The 21,380-nt window shown below is 70.4% G+C and carries 24 protein-coding genes; 9 read left to right on the top strand and 15 right to left on the bottom strand.

Features of this window, described 5'->3' with window-relative positions; translation table 11 throughout:
- The first annotated feature begins 38 nt into the window (after nt 1-38).
- The gene (locus tag JIX56_RS26785; RefSeq protein ID WP_257544271.1) at nt 39-1,502 is read left to right on the top strand and encodes an FG-GAP-like repeat-containing protein; all 1,464 of its coding nucleotides are present in this window, start codon (nt 39-41) and stop codon (nt 1,500-1,502) included.
- A gap of 175 nt (nt 1,503-1,677) precedes the next feature.
- Nucleotides 1,678-2,199, top strand: coding sequence for a DUF2165 domain-containing protein (locus JIX56_RS26780; protein ID WP_257544270.1), 522 nt, complete (start codon nt 1,678-1,680; stop codon nt 2,197-2,199).
- 22 nt (nt 2,200-2,221) lie between these two features.
- Here the strand turns inward: JIX56_RS26780 and JIX56_RS26775 are convergent, their stop codons facing one another.
- From JIX56_RS26775 to JIX56_RS26760, 4 genes are all read right to left on the bottom strand, one after another.
- Entirely contained in the window at nt 2,222-2,506 is a 285-nt protein-coding gene (locus tag JIX56_RS26775; RefSeq protein WP_257544269.1) for a hypothetical protein, read from the bottom strand.
- A complete protein-coding gene (locus JIX56_RS26770) occupies nt 2,503-2,850 on the bottom strand; it encodes a DUF6247 family protein (protein ID WP_257544268.1) in 348 nt (115 codons plus the stop codon). Before JIX56_RS26770 ends, JIX56_RS26775 begins: the two co-directional genes overlap by 4 nt.
- Nucleotides 2,851-2,952: 102 nt before the next feature.
- Nucleotides 2,953-3,837: a helix-turn-helix domain-containing protein gene (locus tag JIX56_RS26765; protein ID WP_257544267.1), complete on the bottom strand. Its 885-nt coding sequence runs from the start codon at nt 3,835-3,837 to the stop codon at nt 2,953-2,955.
- A 236-nt stretch (nt 3,838-4,073) separates the two neighbouring features.
- Complete coding sequence (locus tag JIX56_RS26760) at nt 4,074-4,517, bottom strand: ATP-binding protein (protein WP_257544266.1); 444 nt, start codon at nt 4,515-4,517, stop codon at nt 4,074-4,076.
- Between the two features lie 127 nt (nt 4,518-4,644).
- Here JIX56_RS26760 and JIX56_RS26755 point away from each other — a divergent pair, with 127 nt between their 5' ends.
- Entirely contained in the window at nt 4,645-5,457 is an 813-nt protein-coding gene (locus JIX56_RS26755) for a helix-turn-helix domain-containing protein (RefSeq protein WP_257551129.1), read from the top strand.
- Entirely contained in the window at nt 5,454-5,642 is a 189-nt protein-coding gene (locus tag JIX56_RS26750; RefSeq protein ID WP_257544265.1) for a DUF397 domain-containing protein, read from the top strand. The genes JIX56_RS26755 and JIX56_RS26750 overlap by 4 nt, the downstream gene beginning before the upstream one ends.
- A 118-nt stretch (nt 5,643-5,760) precedes the next feature.
- Here JIX56_RS26750 and JIX56_RS26745 read toward each other — a convergent pair whose 3' ends face one another.
- From JIX56_RS26745 to JIX56_RS26730, 4 genes are all read right to left on the bottom strand, one after another.
- Entirely contained in the window at nt 5,761-7,830 is a 2,070-nt protein-coding gene (locus tag JIX56_RS26745) for a LamG domain-containing protein (protein ID WP_257551127.1), read from the bottom strand.
- Nucleotides 7,831-8,005: 175 nt separating this feature from the next.
- Nucleotides 8,006-10,591, bottom strand: a complete 2,586-nt coding sequence (locus JIX56_RS26740; protein ID WP_257544264.1) for a bifunctional FO biosynthesis protein CofGH — start codon at nt 10,589-10,591, stop codon at nt 8,006-8,008.
- Nucleotides 10,592-10,885: 294 nt separating this feature from the next.
- The gene (locus tag JIX56_RS26735; RefSeq protein ID WP_257544263.1) at nt 10,886-11,743 is read right to left on the bottom strand and encodes an LLM class F420-dependent oxidoreductase; all 858 of its coding nucleotides are present in this window, start codon (nt 11,741-11,743) and stop codon (nt 10,886-10,888) included.
- Between the two features lie 111 nt (nt 11,744-11,854).
- Nucleotides 11,855-12,712, bottom strand: coding sequence for a serine hydrolase domain-containing protein (locus JIX56_RS26730; RefSeq protein ID WP_257544262.1), 858 nt, complete (start codon nt 12,710-12,712; stop codon nt 11,855-11,857).
- Nucleotides 12,713-12,973: 261 nt separating this feature from the next.
- On the opposite strand from JIX56_RS26730, the gene JIX56_RS26725 reads away from it, so the two are divergent.
- A complete protein-coding gene (locus JIX56_RS26725) occupies nt 12,974-14,506 on the top strand; it encodes a CehA/McbA family metallohydrolase (protein WP_257544261.1) in 1,533 nt (510 codons plus the stop codon).
- A 142-nt stretch (nt 14,507-14,648) separates the two neighbouring features.
- The gene (locus JIX56_RS26720) at nt 14,649-15,479 is read left to right on the top strand and encodes an SAM-dependent methyltransferase (protein WP_257544260.1); all 831 of its coding nucleotides are present in this window, start codon (nt 14,649-14,651) and stop codon (nt 15,477-15,479) included.
- A gap of 23 nt (nt 15,480-15,502) precedes the next feature.
- Here JIX56_RS26720 and JIX56_RS26715 read toward each other — a convergent pair whose 3' ends face one another.
- Complete coding sequence (locus tag JIX56_RS26715) at nt 15,503-16,354, bottom strand: endonuclease/exonuclease/phosphatase family protein (protein ID WP_257544259.1); 852 nt, start codon at nt 16,352-16,354, stop codon at nt 15,503-15,505.
- Nucleotides 16,355-16,435: 81 nt separating this feature from the next.
- Between JIX56_RS26715 and JIX56_RS26710 the strand changes: the two genes are divergently transcribed.
- Nucleotides 16,436-16,876 carry a nitroreductase family deazaflavin-dependent oxidoreductase gene (locus JIX56_RS26710; protein ID WP_257544258.1) on the top strand — a complete coding sequence of 147 codons (441 nt, stop codon included), beginning with the start codon at nt 16,436-16,438 and terminating at the stop codon, nt 16,874-16,876.
- 13 nt (nt 16,877-16,889) lie between these two features.
- On the opposite strand, the gene JIX56_RS26705 is transcribed toward JIX56_RS26710, so the two are convergent.
- The 3 genes from JIX56_RS26705 to JIX56_RS26695 are packed head-to-tail and all read right to left on the bottom strand — an operon-like array spanning nt 16,890 to nt 17,937.
- The gene (locus JIX56_RS26705) at nt 16,890-17,171 is read right to left on the bottom strand and encodes a hypothetical protein (RefSeq protein ID WP_257544257.1); all 282 of its coding nucleotides are present in this window, start codon (nt 17,169-17,171) and stop codon (nt 16,890-16,892) included.
- A complete protein-coding gene (locus tag JIX56_RS26700; protein ID WP_257544256.1) occupies nt 17,168-17,467 on the bottom strand; it encodes a hypothetical protein in 300 nt (99 codons plus the stop codon). The genes JIX56_RS26705 and JIX56_RS26700 overlap by 4 nt, the downstream gene beginning before the upstream one ends.
- 47 nt (nt 17,468-17,514) lie before the next feature.
- Complete coding sequence (locus JIX56_RS26695; RefSeq protein WP_257544255.1) at nt 17,515-17,937, bottom strand: ATP-binding protein; 423 nt, start codon at nt 17,935-17,937, stop codon at nt 17,515-17,517.
- Nucleotides 17,938-18,169: 232 nt separating this feature from the next.
- On the opposite strand from JIX56_RS26695, the gene JIX56_RS26690 reads away from it, so the two are divergent.
- Nucleotides 18,170-19,021 (top strand): helix-turn-helix domain-containing protein, encoded by an 852-nt coding sequence (locus tag JIX56_RS26690; RefSeq protein WP_257544254.1) that lies wholly within the window; start codon nt 18,170-18,172, stop codon nt 19,019-19,021.
- Nucleotides 19,022-19,031: 10 nt separating this feature from the next.
- Nucleotides 19,032-19,277, top strand: a complete 246-nt coding sequence (locus JIX56_RS26685; protein ID WP_257544253.1) for a DUF397 domain-containing protein — start codon at nt 19,032-19,034, stop codon at nt 19,275-19,277.
- On the opposite strand, the gene JIX56_RS26680 is transcribed toward JIX56_RS26685, so the two are convergent.
- From JIX56_RS26680 to JIX56_RS26670, 3 genes are all read right to left on the bottom strand, one after another.
- A complete protein-coding gene (locus tag JIX56_RS26680; protein WP_257544252.1) occupies nt 19,177-19,683 on the bottom strand; it encodes a helix-turn-helix domain-containing protein in 507 nt (168 codons plus the stop codon). The genes JIX56_RS26685 and JIX56_RS26680 overlap by 101 nt on opposite strands.
- A gap of 59 nt (nt 19,684-19,742) precedes the next feature.
- Nucleotides 19,743-20,366, bottom strand: coding sequence for a hypothetical protein (locus tag JIX56_RS26675; protein ID WP_257544251.1), 624 nt, complete (start codon nt 20,364-20,366; stop codon nt 19,743-19,745).
- Between the two features lie 206 nt (nt 20,367-20,572).
- The gene (locus tag JIX56_RS26670) at nt 20,573-21,310 is read right to left on the bottom strand and encodes a class I SAM-dependent methyltransferase (RefSeq protein ID WP_257544250.1); all 738 of its coding nucleotides are present in this window, start codon (nt 21,308-21,310) and stop codon (nt 20,573-20,575) included.
- Nucleotides 21,311-21,380: the final 70 nt, after the last annotated feature.

Genomic DNA, 21,380 nt, shown 5'->3' with positions numbered 1-21,380 from the left:
AACAGCCGATGTAACCGAGTCCAACTCCTGGAGAACCCGTGCCCCTTCGCCACAGCCGTCGCACGACCAGCCTCCCCACCCTCCGTACGAGCAGCCGCAGCAGCAGCCGCAGCCGTACGGTCGCGGGATGCGCGGCCGTCGCCGCCGCGTTGCTGGCTGCTCCGCTCGTCGCCGCCGTGCCGGCCGCCGCGGTTCCGACGGCGCCGATCGCCGACTTCAACGGCGACGGTTTCGCCGACCTCGTGATCAACGCGCCCCGCGCCACCGTCGCGGGCGCCGAGAGCGCCGGCTACGTCTCGGTCGTGTACGGCTCCGTCGCGGGCGCCGACACCGCGCGCCCCCAGGTCATCTCCCGCACCACCTCATGGCTGCCGGCGACCGCCGAGGCGGGCACCTCCTTCGGCCAGACGACCGCCGCGCGCGACCTCGACGGCGACGGCTACACCGATCTCGCGGTCGGCGGCTTCGACGACGCCGACGCGATCCTGTGGGGCTCCCCGAGCGGCCTGGCCTCGGCCACCGCGTTCACCGGCCGGGTCAACCGCGCGGTCGACGGCGACTTCAACGGTGACGGCAAGGGCGACCTCGTCACCACCGGCGACGGCGGCCTCCAGATCCAGCTCGGCCCGTTCACCCGCGCCGGCGCCCCGGCCCAGACCTCCACCCTCGCGAACGACGAGGAGGACGAGATCTGGGACATCACCGTCGGCGACATGGACGGTGACGGCAAGGACGACCTGATCACCACGGGCGGCTTCGAGGAGATGTCGTACCAGGCGCAGTGGCGCAAGGGCACGTCGACCGGCGTGAGCCAGACCGCGAGGTCCACCGGCCACTTCACCCTCGGCGGCGTCGTCGCCGACGTGAACCTGGACGGCTACGGGGACTACGTCGCCCGCGACGTCGGCCAGGTCTCGGAGGTGAGGAACGGCGAGGCCGGCAACGTCCGCGTCGTCTACGGCTCCGCGAACGGGCCCTCCACCCGCACCACGAAGATCACCCAGAACACCGCGGGCGTTCCCGGCGTCTCCGAGTCCGAGGGGCCCGACAGCGACTGGAACGGTGACCAGTTCGGCTACTCCGTCGCCGCCGGTGACGTGACCGGCGACGGCTACCCCGACATCGCGGTCGGCGTCCCCGGCGAGGACATCGGCTCCGTCAAGGACGCCGGGTCGATCGTGCTGCTGAAGGGCGGTGCCGCCGGTCTCACCGGCACCGGCGCCCAGGCCTTCGACCAGTCCGACTCGGGGGTCCCCGGCGCCTCCGAGGCCGGCGACACCTTCGGCGCGTCCGTCTCCCTCCTCGACGTGAACTCCAACAACCGCGCCGACCTGGCCGTCGGCGCGCCCACGGAGGACGGCACGTACCAGGACTCGGGCGCCGTCTGGCTCTTCCGCGGCTCGAAGAACGGCCTGGTCACGACGAATATCGCGTCGTTCGGTCCGGCCGTCCTCAAGGCACCGGAGCAGGACGCGCGGTTCGGGCTCGGGTTCGCGAAGTAGGCAACCGGGCCCCTGCTCCGGCCGGGTCGCCGCCTCGGTGGCCCGGCCATGGCCGTATCTCCGGCCGTACTCATCTCCGGCCATCCTCGGTTTTCCGCCATCAGCGCCTCACATGGTGATCCAACGCGCCGAAAACCACCTGGGGTTGATCCATGCTCACGCACATAGTTGGTCCATGGCTGAAATAAAGACCCCCCGCATCTCACCCCTCCCCCTGGCCTCGACACTGCTCGTCGGCACGGTCGCCCTCTACATGGCGCTCGTCGCGTTCAGCAACATCACCGACTTCGGCACGAACCAGCAGTTCGTCCGCCATGTCTTCGCCATGGACACCACGTTCAAGGACGAGGACCTCATGTGGCGGGCCATCGAATCGAAGGGCATACAGGACGCTGCCTACGTCCTCATCATCATCTGGGAGACGATCTCCGCCCTGATCCTCATCGCGGCCACCTACTTCTGGGCCAGAGCCCTCGGCAACCGCGCCTTCCCCACCGCCCGCCGCTACAGCACCCTCGGCCTCCTCATGGTCCTCCTCCTCTTCGGCGCCGGATTCATCGCCATCGGCGGCGAGTGGTTCGTCATGTGGCAGTCAGACGACTGGAACGGCCTCGACGCCGCCCTCCGCGTGTTCCTGCTGAGCGGCGTGGTCCTGCTGGTGACCTGCCTCCCCACGAACGACCGGACGGCCGACTGACCGACCAACGGCCACACACCCGTCAGCCGTACCACGTCACGTCGCAGACGTACACGCACTCGTGTCGGGGTACGGCGAGGAAGCTGATGAAGCCCCGTCCGCCCAGGAGGTCGAACTCACGCAGACCGCCCTCCCGGTCGGCGGGCCTTCCGACCCGCACGGAACCGTGTCCGAGAGCGGCGAGTTCGGTGGCGAGCCGCTCGATCTCCGCCACGACGCCGGGTGGCAGCCCTGCGGTGATGTACTCGGCGCTGGGGTTGTAGTCCCAGGACCAGTCCGTGGCCGGGCCACGAGCCCACTCCGTCACAGACCTGCCTCGGCTTCGGCGGCCTCCCGGATCGCCCGGATCTCGGCGATGGCCTCGGAGGGATCCTGTTCACCCGTGTCCACGATCCGCTCCAGCTCACGCAGGCGCCCAGCGCGCGCCGGGTGCCGCTCAATCGCGACGAACACGGCCCACGAATGCACGAACGCGCGCAGCGGCGCGAGACTCTGCGTCTGCTGTGCGTTCGTCGTCGCCTCGAACAGGTGCTGGGTGAGTGCCGGGACACGGCTCGGCGCGATCCGGGTGACCGCGGCGCGGAGCGCGTCCGGAGTGAGCTCAGGCATGGGGATCAGCGGTCCGTACGGGCCGTCGCTCTGAGCACTCACGGTGACCTCCGGTGCTGGTGGTTCGCTCCTCGTACGGTACCGGCGGAGGCTCCGGCGCGATGCCGGGACGGCGCGGGCCACCTGATTCACTCGCCGCATGTCCTATGCCACCGCCCGTTCGGCCGCGTGGCGACGGCAGTCGCGGCAGCGGCCCGGGCCGTGGGCGCGGAACCCTCTGTCGCAGCCGTCGCAGTTCTGCATCCGGGCAGGCAGGGCCGTGGCGGCGGTAGTGGTCGACAGCGGCGGACGGGGCGGCGAGACGGCGGGTGGCAGGTCGACGGCGAGGCGATGGGCGAGGAAGGCCGCCGGGCGCCTGAGCGGTTCCTCGGGCAGGCCCTCCGTCAGGGCGCGGAGTACGGCTGTGGGAGAGACCCCGCGCTCCAGCCAGGTGACCACGGCCGATGTGAGGCGGCGTACGTCGCGCTCGGTCAGCAGGAGGCGTGAGTCGTACGTGCGCAGGTCGGCGAGGAGGCGGGCCGCGGTGCGGCGCTGGGGCGAGTCGGCGGTGGGCCGAGGTTCCGCCTCGTCGTCCACCTCATGGTGGGCCGGGACGGGCTTGTCGCCCTCCTTGTCGCCGGTGTCGTCGGCCTCGACCGGCTTCGGCTCGCGGCCGGACTGCTCGGCGTGCGGGTTGTTGTACGAGATCGTGCGTGTCACGATCCGCCCCGACGGCAGACGCTCTCGTAACCGCTTCAGATAGCCGTGCGCCTCCAACTCCCGCAGGGCCGAAGCGATACGCACCTCCCCCTCGCGGAACTTGGCGGCCAAAGCCTTGATCCCGACCGGCGTGCCCTTCGGAAGCGACTGGATGTGGGTCGCCAGGCCGATCGCCGTCAGGGACAGCTCCGGATGCTGGGCGAGGTGGTTTCCGACGACCGTGAAGTGCGTGTCGTGCCGCTCGTTGACGTGTTCGACACCCGATCCGGGAACGGATCCGGGATGCGGGGACTTGGCGCGCGCGGGCGCGCTAGGCTGCGATTCAGCCATGGGGAAGGTCTCTTCTTCCTGATTGGTCAGGCCCTCGTCCGGGATGCCAGTCCCTGCGAGGGCCGAAGTATGTGTGGAGTTGTGTCGCTCGGCAGACGTTGCACCATCGACGGCCCCGCGCGCCAGCCAGATCCGCCACGATCACTCGGGAGGGTGACCGCGCGGGGATGGCGGGGCAGGGCCGGGCCGGTTTCTTTCCCAAGTTCCTTTGGTCTTTGGCGCCGTGACCTGCCGCATCACGGAGTCCCGCGACCCAGCACCGTCAACTCGGCCCACACCGTCTTGCAGCCCGCGGGCGCCTCGTCGACGCCCCAGCGGTCCGCGTAGGCCGCGACCAGCATCAGGCCCCTGCCCGACTCCGCGTCCGTCGCGCCCGGGTCGGGGGTACGAGGGATTCGGTCACCTCGGGCGTCGGTCACTTCTATCCGGAGGCTGCTGCCGGGGCCGGGATCGAGCTTGATCCTCAGCCGGAAGTCCCGCCCCGGTACCCGCCCGTGGAGCACGGCGTTCGACGCCAGCTCGGCCACGACTTGCGCCGCGCCCTGCAACGGCACGCCCCAGTCGTCGAGTTGGCGTTCGGTGAGCAGTCTGGCCAGTCGAGCACCTCTTCGAGTGGCGGACAACTGCACCGTGAAGAGGTACGCACTGCTGGGGACTTGGCGAAGGGTTTCCTGGTTCACGTCACTCAGCGTGGCCGCTCGTTCCTACGCTGAACAGTGACGACCCCGGTACTCGGCGTGACTGTCCGGGTGTCGTGGAGGGCCGTACGGCTCGTACGCGGGAGGCGGGAGGCGGGAGATGAGCAGCATGGAGGACGAGGAGTCCGCGGCCGTACTGAAGGCGGTCGGGCGACAGATCAAGGCGTGGCGCGAGGCTTCGGGAATGCGGCAGTCCGAGCTGGGTTCCGCGATCGGGTACGGCGAGGAGATGGTCTCGTCGGTCGAGCGGGGGCGGCGGGCGCCGAAGCCGGAGTTCCTGGACACGGCGGACGAGGTGCTCGGGGCGGGCGGGAAACTCGCGGCGATGAAGGAGGACGTGGAGAGGGCGCGGTATCCGAAGAAGGTTCGGGATCTGGCGAGGTTGGAGGGCGAGGCGGTCGACCTGGGCGCCTACGCCAGCCACCACATACACGGCCTATTGCAAACCCCGGAGTACACACGGGAATTGTACGCGATGCGGCGCCCCCCTTACACGGAGGATGAGATCGACCGCCATGTCGCCGCGCGTATGGCTCGGAAGACCGTCTTCGAGCGCGTGCCCCGCCCGCAGCTCACCTTTGTCCAGGAAGAGGTGACACTTCGACGGCCGATCGGGGGCAAAATGGTGCTGCGACGACAGCTCGAACGCCTGTTGGAGATCGGTAAGTTAAGACACGCGGTGATCCAGGTGATGCCCACGGACCGTGAGGACCACGCGGGCATGGGCGGCTCGTTTCAGCTGCTGAAACTCCAGGACGGCAAGGCGCTGGGGCACTTGGAGGTCCAGTTCCTCAGCCGACTGATCAGTGATCCACGTGAGGTCCAGACCCTGGAAACGCACTATGGAATGATCCGGGCGCAGGCTCTCCCGCCACGGGATTCGCTGGCGTTCATTGAGAAAGTACTGGGAGAAGAGACATGACGCCCACGCTGAAGTGGTTCAAGAGCAGCTACAGCAGCAACGAAGGCCCTGAGTGCGTCGAGGTAGCCATATCCCCCACCGCCCCCACCGTCCACGTCCGCGACTCCAAGGACCACCAGGGCGCACAACTCGCCTTCACGAACGGCTCGTGGACGGCGTTCGTCGACTCCTACTCCGCCGCGTAACGCGCCTGGAAGCGGGGCCGCCACGAGGAAGCCAAGTGGGCGCGTAGTCCCAGCGACACGCCGCCTGCACGGCGTGTCGCTGGGACCCTCACGCCACTTGTCAATAGGCGAACGGCACTCAGCAGAGGCAGGGCTCCGTGCCCGACCCCAGTTGGTTGATGTCCCTGTCGTCCAGGGCGCCGGCGAAGGCGTGCACCTCGTCGACGTCTCCGTGGAAGTACTCTCCCCAACCGTCGCCGACCTGGGCCCGGCCGACCTGGAGCGGGCCGGAACTCGGCCAGCCGTTGGAGAACCCGGCGGTCGCGCCCGTGTCGATGACACCGTCCAGGTAGAGCTTGATCTTGTCGGTGGCGTCGTCGTAGACGACCGCGATCCGATGTCCCTGGCCCTCGCCGCCGTCAGCCATCGCCAGCTGAGCCACGACCGTCTCGGCGGCGCCGGGCTCGTCCGCGACCGGCATGAGCAGTTGCCAGGCGTACGTGGAAGGCTCGTAGCGGACCCTGAACGCGTCGGTGTGCTCACCACCCTGGGAGAGCACCGTCATCGGGCGGGTCGGCTCGGCGTCCGCGAGGCGTACGACCACACCGATGGAGAAGCTGTCGGACGTGTCGACGACGGGCCCCTCCGTGGCCGCGTGCCCCGTCTCGCCGTCGAGCGCCAGATGGCCGTCACCGACGAGCGCGTACGGCACCACGGGGCAGTCGGGGTCGAGGTCCGGGAGGCAGGAGCCGTCCGGGCCGCGATGGATCGTCGCACCGGAACCCAGCTTCAGCGGCGCACCGCCGCCCTGGTCGGGGCTGGCGCCGTCCGACGCGTCCTCCAGCGACCAGTGGCCGAGCGACCGCGGTGTGCGGTGGGCCAGTTCGGCCGCCTCGTCGGGGACGACGACCCGGTCGTGGACCCTGACGTCACCGAGGCCGCCGTGCCAGTGGCCACGGTAGGAGTCGCCGTCACGGACGCGTCCGATCTGGAAGGCGCCGACGGCTTCGCCGGGTGCGGCCTCGGCCGTCGTACCGACCGCGTCGCCGTTGACATACAGCTGGGCCTCGCCGGTCTCGGCGTCGTACACACCCAGCAGGTGGGCCCACTCCCCGGTCTCGGGTACACCGCCCGACACGCGGGCACCGCCCACGGTGAACGACCAGACGGGCGCCTCGTCGCGGGCCGTCAGACCGAGGGCGAAGCCCGAGGACCCGTCCGCGTCCTGACCCGCGACGGTCATGGTCCGGTCGGTCCGCGCGGGCCGTGCCCAGGCGCTCACCGCGAAGGTCTTCCGCGGGTCGGCGACGGCCGGGACGTCCGGCGTCAGATAGCCGTCGCCGCTGCCGTCCAGGGTGGCCGTGGAGGCGAGGCCCGTGCCCGTGGGAGCCGGACCGCCGAAGGTCACGCCACCGCCGGCGTCGGCCGCGGTACCGGTCTCGGCCGCCGCGGTCGTGGAACCCGCCGGGTCGCCGAGCTTCCAGTGCGCGACGGGGGCCCGGCCGGACTTGACGAAGAAGCGGTACGACGTCTCGCCACTGCTCCGGCCGGCGCGGTCGATGGCGCGTACCGTCAGCGTGTCGGGGCCCGAGGTGAGCGGCAGGAAGGGGAGGGTCACGGAGCCGCCGGGTTCGTCCGGCCGGGCGGTCCCGCCCGGGCCTCGGAGGAAGTCGTAGCGGTAGGCCACGACGTCGTCGGAGGGCGAGTCCATGCTGAAGTGGCCGTACACGCCCACTCCGTCCACCCACAGCACGTCCTGCGGGTACTCGGGGGACGTGACCTCCGCCTTCGCCGGATTCACGTTGTCGTACACGAACTCGCAGGCCGAGCCGCCCCCTTCGGAACTCCAGGGCGACTTCGCCGTGCCGTCGTCGGCCCGGACGTGCCATGAGATGACGGTGTTCGCGGGAAGGTCGTCCCACGGCAGTCCGAAGGTGAACGGGCTGCCCGACGACTTCGCGGTGGTCGTGAGGGTCCTGCGCTGCTCGGTGCCCTCGGCGTCCGTCCACCAGAGCTCGAACTCACCGCTGACGCGCCCTCCGTCGGTGTCGTACAGAACAGCGTTGACGAGAGGCTGCGACTCGGCGAGGAACGCCTTGCCCTCGCCCGCCCCGCACGCCTTGCCACCCGTCTTCAGATCCCGCACGAGCGGCTGCTTCGGCGGCAGGTTCTCCGCCGCGTGCGCCATGCCGGACGTGGTCGCCACCATCGCTGCCACGGAGCACCCCATCGCCAGCAGCACACGGCCACCGGATCTCTTTAACCTCTCCAACTGTCCCCTCCCCTGTGAGCTTCCTCGTGCCCGTGGGTCGCACGGGCCGGAGGAGGCTAACAGGGGGCACGGACACCGCTGAAAGGGTTTTCCGACCTGCTCGCCGCAGACGTCAGTCCAGCACCGGCAGCAGCTCCGGCAGATGTCCGTCGGAGACCTGCGCCGCCTTCTGCCGTTCCTCCGGGACCTCGCCGTACAGCGTCGTCCGCGGCCTCGCCGGGCGCCCCGCCGCGTCCGCGACCGCGATGAGGTCCTTGACCGACTTGTAGGAGCCGTACGACGAGCCCGCCATCCGGGAGATCGTCTCCTCCATCAGCGTGCCACCGAGGTCGTTGGCGCCGGAGCGGAGCATCTCCGCCGCACCCTCCGTGCCGAGCTTCACCCAGCTGGTCTGGATGTTGGGGATCCACGGGTGCAGGAGGAGGCGGGCCATGGCGGTGACGGCTCGGTTGTCGCGCATGGTGGGGCCGGGGCGGGAGATGCCCGCCAGGTACACCGGCGCGTTGGTGTGGATGAAGGGGAGGGTCACGAACTCCGTGAAGCCGCCGGTGCGTTGCTGGATGCCGGCCAGGGTGCGGAGGTGGCCCAGCCAGTGGCGGGGCTGGTCGACGTGGCCGTACATCATCGTCGAGGAGGAGCGGATGCCCAGCTCGTGGGCGGTGGAGACGACCTCGATCCACGTCGCCGTCGGCAGTTTGCCCTTCGTCAGGACCCAGCGGACCTCGTCGTCCAGGATCTCCGCCGCCGTGCCGGGGATGGTGTCGAGGCCCGCCTCCTTCGCGGCGGTCAGCCACTCGCGGATGGACAGGCCCGTCCGGGTCGCGCCGTTCACCACCTCCATCGGGGAGAAGGCGTGGACGTGCATGCCGGGGACGCGGGACTTCACCGCCTTCGCGATGTCGAAGTACGCCGTGCCCGGCAGGTCGGGGTGGATGCCGCCCTGCATGCACACCTCGACCGCGCCGAGGTCCCAGGCCTGCTGGGCCCGGTCGGCGACCTGGTCCAGGGAGAGCGTGTACGCGTCGGCGTCCGTGCGGCGCTGCGCGAAGGCGCAGAAGCGGCAGCCGGTGTAGCAGACGTTCGTGAAGTTGATGTTCCGGGTGACGATGTACGTGACGTCGTCGCCGACCGCCGCCCTGCGGACGTCGTCCGCGATCCGGGTGAGGGCGTCCAGCGCGGGGCCGTCCGCATGCAGCAGGGCCAGCGCCTCGTCGTCCGACAGCTTCGTCGGGTCGTCGGCCGCCGTGCGCAGCGCCTCCCGTACGTCCGTGTCGATGCGCTCGGGCACCATGCCGGGCGCCGCCGCCTCGCGCAGGGCGCCCCAGTCGCCGTAGACCTCGTCGAAGTCGTCGCGGCGGTCGGACGTACGGCCCTCGGTGTCGATCGAGGTGTGCAGATCCGTACGGCCGGCGGCGACGAAGACCTCCTCGGGCTCCTGCCACGGGTGCCCCTCGACGACCGCGTCCGGCAGGGCGAGGCCCGTCTCGGGGTCCGCGAGCGCCCGTACGTGCGGCAGCAGGCGCGGGTCCAGCCACGGCTCGCCACGCGTGACGAACTCGGGGTACACGCAGAGCCGTTCCCGCAGCTCGAAGCCGGCGGCGCGGGACCGCTCGGTGAGTTCCTCGATCTGCGGCCAGGGGCGCTCGGGGTTCACATGGTCGATGGTGAGCGGGGACACGCCGCCCCAGTCGTCGATCCCGGCGCCGATCAGCCGCTCGTACTCGCTGTCGACGAGGTTCGGCGGGGCCTGGATACAGCCGGCGGGGCCCATGATGTGCCGGGCGACGGCCACGGTGGCGACCAGCTCGTCCAGCTCCGCGTCCGGCATACCGCGCATCGCGGTGTCCGGCTTGGCGCGGAAGTTCTGGATGATCAGTTCCTGGATGCCGTGGTACGACCGGGAGACCTTCCGGAGCGCGAACAACGACTCCGCGCGCTCCTCGTACGTCTCCCCGATCCCGATGAGGACACCGGACGTGAACGGGACGGAGGAACGGCCTGCGTCCTCAAGGACGCGCAGACGGACGGCCGGCTCCTTGTCCGGGGAGCCGTGGTGCGGGCCGCCCGGCTCGGACCACAGCCGCGTCGCGGTCGTCTCCAGCATCATGCCCATGGAGGGGGCCACCGGCTTGAGCCGCTGGAAGTCCGTCCACGACATCACGCCCGGATTCAGATGGGGCAGCAGCCCCGTCTCCTCCAGGATCCGGATCGAGATCGCCCGGACGTACGCGATCGTGTCGTCGTACCCGTGCGCGTCCAGCCACTCCCGTGCCTCGGGCCAGCGGTCCTCCGGCTTGTCGCCGAGCGTGATCAGCGCTTCCTTGCAGCCGAGCGCGGCCCCCTTGCGGGCCACGTCCAGCACCTCGTCCGGCGACATGAACATCCCGTGCCCGGCCCGGCGCAGCTTGCCCGGCACGGTGACGAAGGTGCAGTAGTGGCACTTGTCCCGGCACAGCCGGGTGAGCGGGATGAACACGCTCTTCGAGTACGTGATCACGCCGGGCCGCCCGGCCGCCTCGAGCCCCGCGTCCCGTACCCGCGCCGCCGAAGCGGCCAGATCCTCCAGATCCGCGCCGCGGGCCTGGAGCAGCACCGCCGCCTCGGTCACATCGAGCGCCACACCGTCCCTGGCACGTTTCAGCGCGCGCCGCATGGAGTTCTCGGTCGGGCCGGTCCCAGAGTGCGCGGAATTCGTCATCCGTCGAGCATACGAGCGGCTTGGCTCCGCCGGTCGGGCCGGGCGCCTGATAGCTCGGGGGTGCGGGTTTCGTCGGCGGGTGCGGGTCCGGTGGGGGCTTCTCGCGCAGTTCCCCGCGCCCCTGAAAAGCAGGGGCTGCGCCCCATGCTTTTCGGCCGCGACGACCGCTGCTCCTTCAGGCCCGCAGGGCCTGGTCTTTCAGGCCCGCAGGGCCTGGTTTTCAGGGGCGCGGGGAACTGCGCGAGAAGCCCCACCGGACCCGCATCCGCCAGCGAAACCCGCACCCCCGAGCTATCAGGCGCCCTCTGCCACAAACACCCCGTACTCGTCCAACAACCGAAGCACCTCCCCCTCCCCGGCCGCAGGCAACTGCAGCACAGCCTCCTCGATCCCCAGCTCCGCGTAGTACGCCAGCTTCCCCGCACTCGGCAACACCGCGTACGGCACCACCTGGAGCCCCGCCGGATCCCGCCCCGCGTCGGCCCACGCGGCCCGCAGCACCGGCAGCGCCTCCCCCAGCCCCCGCCCCCCGATCGGCAGCCACCCGTCGGCGTACTCGGCGATGTGCGCGAACAGCTTCGGCCCCGCCGCCCCACCGATCAGCGTGCGCGGCCCGACCACCGGCCCCCGTGGCTTCTGCACCGGCTTGGGATGGGCCTCGCTCGCCCGCACGCTCCCGAACTCCCCCTCGTACGCCGTCGGCTCCTCCGCCCACAGCGCCCGCATCAGCGCCATCCGGTCCCGCACCAGCTCACGCCGGGTGCGCCAGTCGACCCCGTGGTCGGCGGCCTCCTCCACGTTCCAGCCGTAGCCGAGGCCGAGGGTGAGGCGGCCGCCGGAGAGGTGGTCGACGGTCGCGATCTGCTTCGCGAGGTCGATCGGGTCGTGCTGGGCGACCAGCGTGATGCCGGTGCCGAGGCCCAGCCGCTCGGTGACGGCGGCGGCCTGGCCGAGCGCGACGAAGGGGTCGAGGGTGCGGCCGTACTCGCGCGGCAGCTCACCGCCCGCCGGGTACGGCGTCGTCCGCTCGACGGGAATGTGGGTGTGCTCGGGGAGGTAGAGCCCCGCGAAACCGCGTTGCTCCAGCTCGCGGGCGAGCCGGGTCGGAGTGATCGTCTCGTCGGTGAGGAAGATCGTCACGGAGATGCGCATGCGTCATCCATAGCGGCTCACGGGAGGGATGTCCATACCGACCGGTCGGCACCCACCCGCCCGCGCCCCCGCCCGCGCCTCCCGGTCGAGCTCCACCGGCGCCGCCCGGGGTCATCGCGCCGGAGGCGACGGCGACGGGACGGCCGCGAGGAGGGTCTGTCTCGCGAGCTCGTCCGTGCGGGCCCGGTCGCCGAGACGGTGGAGGAGGATCCACCGTCCGTCGTCGTGCGCGGCGGCCACGACGGACGAGCCGCGGGTGGCACCGTTGTGCCACCGGATCGAGGGGCCCCGCTGCCAGGAGGGGGCCGGGTCGCCCAGTCTGCGTTCGATGAGCAGGGCGACCAGGATGTGCGCCAGCGTCCGGCAGGTGGACCACATGCCGCCGGCCGGCAGGATCGGCCCGGTCAGCGTCCACAGGGGCCGTGGCCGGCCGAACAGACCGCGCGGTACGAGGCGTTGGCCGGCCGCGGGGGACGCCGTCACCGCGCCCGCCTCCACACCGAGGGGCAACAGGACGTAGGTGTCGACCAGTTGCTGGTACGAGCGTCCCGTGACGGTCGTGAGCGCGTGCCCGAGCACGGCGTAGCCGAGGTTGGAGTACTCCTCCTCCCCCAGCCGGCCGGCCGTCAGCCGGTCCAGGTCGCGCAGCGTCTCCCGCAGGGCCGTCTCCGTGAAGTCGACGTACGGGTCGTCCGGGGGGCCGGTCGGTCCGGCGGGCAGGCGGGGCAGACCCGAGGTGTGCTCGGCGAGGTGCCGCAGGGTGACGCCCGTCCCCCTCGGCACCTCCTCGACGCACTCCTCCAGCGGGGTGTCGAGGCCGACGGCCCCCTCCGCCGCCAGCCGGGCCAGGACGGTTCCCGTGAACACCTTGGTGAGGGAGCCGATCTCCACGAACCGGTCCGCGTCGTGACCGTGGGCCACCCGGTCGTCGATGCCGGCTCCGCCCAGCAGGCAGGTCGGTGTCCGCACGTTCGGTGTCTCCTGTCGGTTGGGGGGCACGGCACAGCAAAAGGTGTAGCGAACTACACCTTGGTTCCGGGAGACCGCTCCCTCATGGCAGCGGGCGCGGCGAGGAGATCATGATCGGCGGAGAGGCCGCGAGCAAACCCATAAGGAAAACTGGCGATTCCCTTCCCTTGCCCCGTCGTTCACCACCGCATACGACAGTGGGACGCACCATCCCTGCACCACCCATGCCATGTCACTCACGACGACCTGGGGAGCAGCAGCATGTGCGACGACCATCACGGCGACGGGTCCGGACTGGGAAGGCGTGCGTTGTTCGTGACGTCGGCCGCCGCCGCGCTTACGTTGGGGAGCGTGACCTTTGGGACGAGCGGCGCCGAGGCCGTCGACGGCGACCAGGAGACGAAGACCATCCGGGGCACCCTGCCGACCGGATCCCCCGATTTCGTGTATCTGCCGGTCGAAGTGCCGGGCGGTGTACGGGAGTTGAAGGTCTCGTACACCTACGAAAGACCGCCCGTCCCGGTCGGCACCGCGGGCAACGCGCTCGACATCGGTGTCTTCGACGAGCGCGGCACCGACCTCGGCGGCAAGGGCTTCCGGGGCTGGTCGGGCGGCGCCCGCTCGGAGTTCTTCATCCGGGTGGACGAGGCGACCCCGGGCTACATCCCCGGCCCGGTCCGCCCCGGCACCTGGCACATCGCGCTGGGCCCGTACACGGTGGCGCCGGAGGGCCTGCCGTACGAGATCACGATCACCCTCACCTACGGCCGGCCGGCCACGCAAGTGAAGCCCGTGTACCCGCCGGAGCGGGCCAAGGGGCGGGGCCGGGCCTGGTACCGGGGCGACTGCCACCTCCACTCCTGGTACTCCGACGGCCGCCGCACCCTCGCCGAGCTGGCGGCGCTCGCGCGGGCCGCCGGGCTCGACTTCATCAACAGTTCGGAGCACAACACCCAGGCCGCGCACGCCCATTGGGCCGAGCACGCGGGTGACGACCTGCTCATCCTGCTGGGCGAGGAGGTCACGACGCGCAACGGCCATGTGCTGGCCCTCGGCGTCGACCCGGGGACGTTCGTCGACTGGCGCTACCGGGCCCGGGACAACCGGTTCGGCAAGTACGCCCGGCAGATCCGCCGCGCCGGCGGCCTGGTCGTCCCGGCCCACCCGCACGCCACCTGCATCGGCTGCAACTGGAAGTTCGGCTTCGGCGAGGCGGACGCGGTGGAGGTCTGGAACGGCGCGTACTCGCCCGAGGACGAGGTCGCCCTCGCCGACTGGGACGGCATGCTCGTGGCGGCCGTGCGCGAGGGCCGCCAGGACTGGATCCCGGCGATGGGCAACAGCGACGCCCACCGCGACCCCGACCCCGTGGGCCGCCCCCAGACGGTCGTGCTCGCCGACGATCTGACCAGGGAGGCCATCCAGGAGGGCCTACGGGCCGGCCGCTCGTACGTCGCCGAGTCCAAGGACATCTCCGTGACCTTCACGGCGTCCGGGGCGCGCGGCGAACACGCGGGCATCGGCGAGCGGCTGAAGGTGGACCCCGACACCCCGGTCACCGTCCGTCTGGAGGCCACGGGTTCCGCCGGCTGCACCATCCGCTTCGTCACCGACCAGGGCGTCCTGTTCACCTCCGCCGAGATCCCGGCGTCCGGCACCGGCTCGGCCCAGTGGCGTACGACGGCCTCGTACGCGGCGTACGTACGCGCGGAGGTCCGCCGGCCGGCGGTGGTCCCGGGCTTCCCTGGCCCGTTGGCGGCCTTCACGAACCCGATCTTCCTCGGGCGGCGATAGGGCGGCGATGGCAGCCAGCGGGAAGTCAGGGGGAACCCGCGTACGAAACACCTGTGTTGGGCCGTAAATTTGGCTCGACACAACTCGTGCGTCTGTACGTCCGTACCGGTGACGCACCTGCACGGTGGAGGAGACGGCGCCCATGACCGATCACGCGACCACGCCCGACGCGGCGGCGGCTACGGCGGCGAAGGAGAAGGTCGACACTTCGGTGCCCGCCTCCGCCCGCATCTGGAACTACTGGCTGGGCGGCAAGGACAACTACCCGGTGGACGAGGCGGCCGGCGACGCGTACGCCGGCGCCTACCCCGGCATCGTGACCATCGCCCGCAGCAGCCGCGCCTACCTGCGGCGCAGCATCCGGCATCTGGTGGAGGTGGAGGGCGTCCGGCAGTTCCTGGACGTCGGCACCGGGCTGCCCACGGCCGACAACACCCACCAGGTCGCCCAGCGCAGCGCGCCGGAAGCGAGGATCGTCTACGTCGACAACGACCCCATGGTCCTCGCCCACGCCCGCGCCCTGCTCTACTCCTCCCCCGAGGGCGCCACGGCGTACGTCGACGCCAGCCTCTACGACCCCGAGGGCATCCTGGAGGCCGCCGCCAAGACCCTGGACCTGTCCCGGCCCACGGCTCTGATCCTCAGCGGCATCCTGGGCCACGTCGGCGACTACGACCAGGCCCGCGACATCGTCCGCCGCCTTCTGGCCGGCCTGCCCTCCGGCAGCTACCTCAACATCAACGAGGGCTCCCGGGGCACCGACCCCGACTACGAGCGCGCCCAGGACGCCTACAACGAGACCGGCGCCGTCCCGTACTTCCTCCGCCCCATCGACCAGATCGCGGCGTTCTTCGAGGGCCTGGAGATGGTGGCCCCCGGCGTCGTGTCGGTACCGCTGTGGCACCCGGACGACACGACCCAGGGCGAGCCGAAGCCGATCGGGCAGCACGGGGGGCTGGGCAGGAAGCCGTAGGGCACGTGGGTGGGCGGCTGGGGTCAGGCGGCTCCGGCCGCCGCGTCGAGGGTGGTCCCGTCCGCCAGGTCGGCGATGACGGCCGCGTGGTCGGAGGGCCATACGCCGTCGACGGGGCCGTCGCCCGCCCGCCGTACGCCGCGCGCGTGCCCCATCCCGCCTGGCCCGGGCGGTCCGACGTGGATGTAGTCGACGCGCACGCTCGGCCCGAAGGTCCCGGCGACGTACGGGTTCGCCCTGTCCCAGGTGGCCGACGGCGCGCCCGCTTCGGCGTACTCCCAGACGTCGAAGAAGCACTGCCCGGGCAGGGCGGGCGCGGTCTTGTAGCCGCCGAGCAGCCGGACCTCGTCGGAGTCGGGCCAGGCGTTGAGGTCCCCGGTGATCACGGGCGGGAAGCCGCCCCCGCCCCGGTGGCGGGCGACGAACTCGACCAGCGTGGTGACCTGGCGGCAGCGCACGGCGGACGCGTCGGTCGCGGAGCTGAGGTGGACCGTGAAGAAGGGGACGGGCGCGCCCGGCGCGTCGAGGAGGGCGTGGAGCGCGCCGCGCCCGCTGTCGCCCTCACCCGTCGGCAGCCCGATGGCGGCCTCCGCCAGGACGGGCCACCGGCTCAGCACGGCGTTCCCGATCCCGACGCTCGTGTCGCCTATACGCCGCTGCCACGCCTCGGGATCGCCGTACGCGCCCCAGGCCCAGTGCATCCCGAGTTCCCCGGCGAGCCACGCGGCCAGATTCTCCCGGTCCCCGTTCTCACCGTCGTGCTCCCACACCTCCTGCAACCCGACCACGTCGGGCCGCAGTTCACGCAGCACGGCGAGGATCGCCTTCTGCCGCTCCTGCCACGGCCCGAACCGCCACCACAGATTCCACGTCATGACCCGCACCGCCACCCACCGCCTTCACCCGTACCCGATCCTGTACCCCGTACCTCCCACACCCCGAGGAGAACCACGCCGATGTCCCGCAATGCGGACCCCGCCGACCATCCGGGCCGTCCGGGCCGTTCAGGCCGTCCAGGCCTCAAGCAGCGCGTCGTCACGGCCTTCCAGCGCCACGTCGCCAACCCGGTCCTCCGCCGCGTCCCGCTCCAGACCGTCCTGGAGACCACCGGCCGCACGTCCGGCCTCCCCCGCCGCACCCCCATCGGCGGCCGCCGCATCGGCAACACGTTCTGGCTCGTCTCCGAATACGGCGACAAGTCCCACTACATCCGCAACATCAAGGCCGACCCATCGGTCCGCGTCCGCATCCGTGGCCGCTGGCACGAGGGCACGGCCCACCTCCTCCCGGACGACGACCCGATCACCCGCCTGCGGACCCTGCCCCGCATGAACAGCGCGGCGGTACGGGTGCTGGGGGCGGAGCTGCTGACGGTGCGGGTGGATCTGCGGGACTGAGGGTGCCGCGGGCTCAGTCCACCACCTGCGGGTCACGAAAGTAGTAGACGACAGTCACGCCCATGCCCCCGGTGTGCGTGTACACGACGGTGATCGCCTCGGCCGAATCGGCGGCGAGCGGTGTCGTGTACGTGTACTCCACGGACGGCGGCCGCCACCCCGGGATCTCACGGCCGGCCGCCGGGTCCCGCGCGATGACCGAAAGCGCGTCCCGGACCACTTCCCGCTCTCCCTCCGTAAGGTCGCCGTACGCCTTCCTGGCGGGCTCGGCCTCCTCCAGCGGGACCTCGCTCATGTGCCGCCGCCTCCGGCACGTGCTTCTTCGAGGGCTGTCATGATCTCGGCCGAGTTCCTGATACGGACCCGGTGGCGATAGGCCCTGACCACGGCCGTGGCGCCCTCGAAGTCGTCCGTCGGGGAGGCACCTATGGCCGCCGCCAGTTCCTCCTCGAACCGCTCCCGGTCACCGGGGAACCCGTACCGGCTGAGCGCGCTGCGCAGGTCGTCCACGGTCCGGATCTCCGGGAGGGGCATCGCCACCCAGTCGTGCTCCTGCGGTGCGCTCATGGTCTGCTCCTGCTGAACGGTCATGGCTCCACCTCCCAGTATCCCTCCGCACGCCAAACCCGTCCCGGTCATCACGCGACGCCCCCGCAGTCGGCCCAGAGCAGCTTTCCGTCGTACGAGACGCCAAGGTCCCGCAGCACGGAGACGCCCAGCTCCTCGGCGCAGGCTCGTACGAGGTGCAGCCCCCGCCCACACTCGGCATCGGCCTCCACGGGTACGTCCCCCTTGAATCCGGGCGGCACCCTCCGGTCCCTGTCCCACACCCCCACCCGAAGCCGCCCACCGGTCTCAAGGACCCGCAGGGCGTACTCCCGCTCGGTGTGCTGATGCGCGTTGGTGAGCAGTTCGGTGGCCAGCAGCTCGGCGGTGGGGGTGAATTCGGCGAGGTCGTGGGCGGCGAGGACGGCACGGAGGGTGGCGCGGGCGACGCCTGGGGACCGCAGGTCACGCGGAAGGCGGAGGATGTAGTCGAGCGACGGGGATACGGTGGCCATGGAAGTCTCCGGTCACTGAGGGGAGTTGAATGGTGCCGATGAGGAGTCGAAGTCGGTGTCGAGTCAATGCCCAGTGGCCGTCGCCGCTCCGTCGAGCGGGGCGCTTCTGGGCGGGGCGCCTACCAGTAAGCTAGCGGCTCCCCACTTAATACATTTCCCATTTCTGCAATCACGTGAGGTTTTACCTCGTGTGGGTGACAGCAACGTGCTGCTTTCCGAGGAGAGTTGGCCCATGGCTCCCAAAACCGCCAGGACCGCCCGCCGCATTCGTCTGGGCACGGAGCTGCGGAGACTCCGGGAACGGGCGGGCTTGTCCGTCACTGAAGGGGCCCGTCAACTCGGCGTCAGTCAGGCGCAGCTCAGCAACATCGAAGCCAGCCGGTTCGGCGTGAGCGCCGACCGGCTGCGTGCTCTGGCCCGCATCTACCGCTGCTCCGACAAGGCCCACATCGACGGCCTGATCGAACTGGCCTCTGAGCGCAAGGGCGGGTGGTGGGAGACATTTCGCGAGGCACTCCCGGCGGCTCTGCTCGACCTGGCGGAGATCGAGCACCACGCCGTCCGGCTCCAGGCGGCCAACACGGCGCACATCCCCGGCCTTCTTCAACTCGCCGACCATGCCCGCGCCATCTATGAGCAGGGCGTGCCGGAGTTCAGCCGCCGTGACATCGAACTCCGGGTGAACCACCGACTACAGCGCCAGGGACTACTGGACCAGGAGCACCCGGTGCCGTACCAGGCGATCATCCACGAGGCCGCCCTCCGCGTGCCCGTCGGCGGTCCCACCGTCGCCAAGCGGCAGCTGAAGCACCTCCTGGTGCAGAGCGAACGCGACACCATCACGATCCAGGTGATCCCCTTCGCCATCGGCGCCTACCCGGGCTCCGGACAGACCTTCCTCTACATCCATGGCGCTACCCCTCGGCTGGACACGGTCTCCCTGGACCAGTCGCACGGCCCAGCCCTTGTCGATGCCGAATCCGCGCTGGACACGTACCGAAATCTGCTGCAACGCATGGAGTCCGTAGCACTTTCCCCGGAACAGACCCGAGACTTCATCCACAGCCTGGCCACCGAACTGTGAGAGGACCCGTATGACCGCCTACGCCTGGCAGAAGTCGTCCTACTGCTCCCAGGGCGAATCCTGCGTCCACGTCGCCGCCACCGCGCCGAAGTCGTCCCACTGCCAAGAAGGCAAAGCCTGCGTCCACATATCCGCCGACCCCACCACCATCCACCTCACCGAAAGCGCCGACCCCACCCAAGCCGTACTCGACGCCGCTCCTTCCGCCTTCGGCGCCCTGCTGCGCTCGCTGAAAGAGAGCCAACACCGCGGCTGACGCTCAACTCCGCGTTCGAAGTCGTCTGGGAACTCGGTGCCCCCACACGGCAGTTGGAGCGACGGTGACGCAGCACACCGGCGGGCCGCCCCCCGTCGCCGCCCCGCCCCCCCCTGTCGTCCGCCCACGCCGCCTCCACGATCCGCAGCCGCACCTCCGGCCCGTAGACGGGCGGCCGGCACGAGCGGGGCCGGTCCTCCAGCCCGGCCAGCCCCTCCCCGGCGTACCGGTCCCGCCACCGCACCACCGTGGAGACATCCTCCCGGACGATCTCCGCTGCCCGCCACGCCGGGCACCCTCCAGCAGTCAGCAGGACTATGTGCGCACGACGGGCAGCACGCTGCGGAATGGTATGCGCACGTACCCGTTCCTCAAGCGCACACCGATCGTCAGGATCAAGCACCATGCCCGGTCAACGGGCCGATGGTCATCGGCGGAACTTCCGCGGCGCACCACTAGGGTCGGTCACCGGTGGTTGGAGCCGAATCTGTCGTCGATGTCCGGAATCCAGAAGCAGAGCTCCAGCGTCTTCAGGCGGTCCCAGTGCCGCACCCGGCGCCCGTGTCTGATTGCGGCGGTCAGGCTTACGAGGAACAGTGCGGCACAGCCTCCTGCCAGCACACGATCGGGCCCCATGACGAGCTCGATCACCGCGACGACGAGCGCGAACACCAGGGCGAGGGCCGAGTTCCGCAACATCAACGCGAGGCCTTGCAGCCGAGTGATCTCGCCCGCTGCCTCCTTGTTGTGGAGTTCCGCCGCAGCCAACAGCAGAGATGCATCAGCGCGCACGAAGGCTCGGTCCCGGGCTTCTGGCACTCTGGCCACGAATTCAAAACGAGCGTTCTCGACACTCCAGTTCCAACGCGGTGCCACCTTGTCCAGGAGGGCACTCAGAGGATAGGCGAGATGCCCCAACAGGTAACTGGCAACGGCGGCTCCGATCACCTGTAGCACTGACGGTGCCGAGGCCAGAGTTGTGGGATCCATGAGGTTCAAGCGTGCGAGCACGTAAATGATCAAGGATAGATGCAGTGCTCCGGGAATGGCATAGGTGAACAGATCGAAGATGCCTACAGCTACGGTCACGATGCTCCCCCTGACTCGCCAAGGCCCCTGACTCTAGTGAGCCTTCGAACGGTCAGGCAGGCTCGTCCCCCATCACCGCCGCAAGGTGGTCGACATCTCGACCGACATATCACGCGGCTGGTGGGGAGACGTTTCGCGAAGTACTCCCGCCCGCAGAAGTCGTCCTACTGCGGCCAGGGCGAATCCTGCGTACAGGTCTTAATCGGTCATACCGTCGGTGGCCGACGCGCCACAAACACGAACTCCTTCCCGGGTCGGTCAGGAGCCTCCCGTACGTCTTCCCGTACGTATCCGCAGGCTGCCAGATCCGCCTCGATCTCGTGTCGCTCGCGGAATCTGAGGGTGGAGTCGGAGGTGAGGCCGGTGCCAGTGCCATCGTCGAAGTCGTGGTGCCAGCGGAACGTCACCAGCGGGCCGGTGACCTCGATCAGCTCGACCCAGCTCTCGACCGTGCCGAAGCCCGGTACGTCGGTGACCGTGTACGAGTCCTCGCGATTCCACGTCTCCCAGGCCCGCCCGGCCGGGTCGCGGGTCTCGAAGACGAGACGGCCGCCCGGTCGCAGTGCCTCGTGGGCGCCCGCGAGGGTTCGTCGCCATACCTCCGGGTCGACGATCGCCTGCGCCACGTTGGCCGTCATCGTGACGAGGTCGACCTGGAGCGGGGGAAGCGCCGTTGCGTCACCGTGGATCCAACGGACCCCGTCCGCCCCCGGTTTGGCCCGCGCGACGTCGAGGGAGGCTCCGGCCGGGTCGAGCCCGACGACCTCCACCCCGCGCTCCGCCAGCAGCAGCGCGAACACGCCCGTCCCGCAGCCGATGTCCAGCACCTGCCTCGCGCCGAACTCCTCCGCGAGCAGAAGGTAGGCGTCCAGGTCACTGCGGTCGGGGTCGAGAGGGTCGTACAGCTCGGCCAGCCGTCGGTCATGGAAGATCTCGTCAGCCATGCGGCCGAAGGTATCGGGCAGAGCCAGCCATCAACTCCCCTCCGCCCGGCCAGAATTCAGGGGACACAGA

It is taken from the genome of Streptomyces sp. CA-210063 (genome assembly GCF_024612015.1).
Classification (GTDB): domain Bacteria; phylum Actinomycetota; class Actinomycetes; order Streptomycetales; family Streptomycetaceae; genus Streptomyces.
This window is presented reverse-complemented; position numbering and strand designations above follow the sequence as displayed.

Bases quoted from the DNA above. Each gene is read 5' to 3' on its own strand.
- JIX56_RS26780 (WP_257544270.1), top strand. From the start codon at position 1,678: ATGGCTGAAATAAAGACCCCCCGCATCTCACCCCTCCCCCTGGCCTCG.
- JIX56_RS26765 (WP_257544267.1), bottom strand. From the start codon at position 3,837: ATGGCTGAATCGCAGCCTAGCGCGCCCGCGCGCGCCAAGTCCCCGCAT.
- JIX56_RS26755 (WP_257551129.1), top strand. From the start codon at position 4,645: ATGGAGGACGAGGAGTCCGCGGCCGTACTGAAGGCGGTCGGGCGACAG.
- JIX56_RS26750 (WP_257544265.1), top strand. From the start codon at position 5,454: ATGACGCCCACGCTGAAGTGGTTCAAGAGCAGCTACAGCAGCAACGAA.
- JIX56_RS26745 (WP_257551127.1), bottom strand. From the start codon at position 7,830: ATGGTGGCGACCACGTCCGGCATGGCGCACGCGGCGGAGAACCTGCCG.
- JIX56_RS26740 (WP_257544264.1), bottom strand. From the start codon at position 10,591: ATGACGAATTCCGCGCACTCTGGGACCGGCCCGACCGAGAACTCCATG.
- JIX56_RS26735 (WP_257544263.1), bottom strand. From the start codon at position 11,743: ATGCGCATCTCCGTGACGATCTTCCTCACCGACGAGACGATCACTCCG.
- JIX56_RS26725 (WP_257544261.1), top strand. From the start codon at position 12,974: ATGTGCGACGACCATCACGGCGACGGGTCCGGACTGGGAAGGCGTGCG.
- JIX56_RS26720 (WP_257544260.1), top strand. From the start codon at position 14,649: ATGACCGATCACGCGACCACGCCCGACGCGGCGGCGGCTACGGCGGCG.
- JIX56_RS26715 (WP_257544259.1), bottom strand. From the start codon at position 16,354: ATGACGTGGAATCTGTGGTGGCGGTTCGGGCCGTGGCAGGAGCGGCAG.
- JIX56_RS26710 (WP_257544258.1), top strand. From the start codon at position 16,436: ATGTCCCGCAATGCGGACCCCGCCGACCATCCGGGCCGTCCGGGCCGT.
- JIX56_RS26705 (WP_257544257.1), bottom strand. From the start codon at position 17,171: ATGAGCGAGGTCCCGCTGGAGGAGGCCGAGCCCGCCAGGAAGGCGTAC.
- JIX56_RS26700 (WP_257544256.1), bottom strand. From the start codon at position 17,467: ATGACCGTTCAGCAGGAGCAGACCATGAGCGCACCGCAGGAGCACGAC.
- JIX56_RS26695 (WP_257544255.1), bottom strand. From the start codon at position 17,937: ATGGCCACCGTATCCCCGTCGCTCGACTACATCCTCCGCCTTCCGCGT.
- JIX56_RS26690 (WP_257544254.1), top strand. From the start codon at position 18,170: ATGGCTCCCAAAACCGCCAGGACCGCCCGCCGCATTCGTCTGGGCACG.
- JIX56_RS26685 (WP_257544253.1), top strand. From the start codon at position 19,032: ATGACCGCCTACGCCTGGCAGAAGTCGTCCTACTGCTCCCAGGGCGAA.
- JIX56_RS26680 (WP_257544252.1), bottom strand. From the start codon at position 19,683: ATGGTGCTTGATCCTGACGATCGGTGTGCGCTTGAGGAACGGGTACGT.
- JIX56_RS26670 (WP_257544250.1), bottom strand. From the start codon at position 21,310: ATGGCTGACGAGATCTTCCATGACCGACGGCTGGCCGAGCTGTACGAC.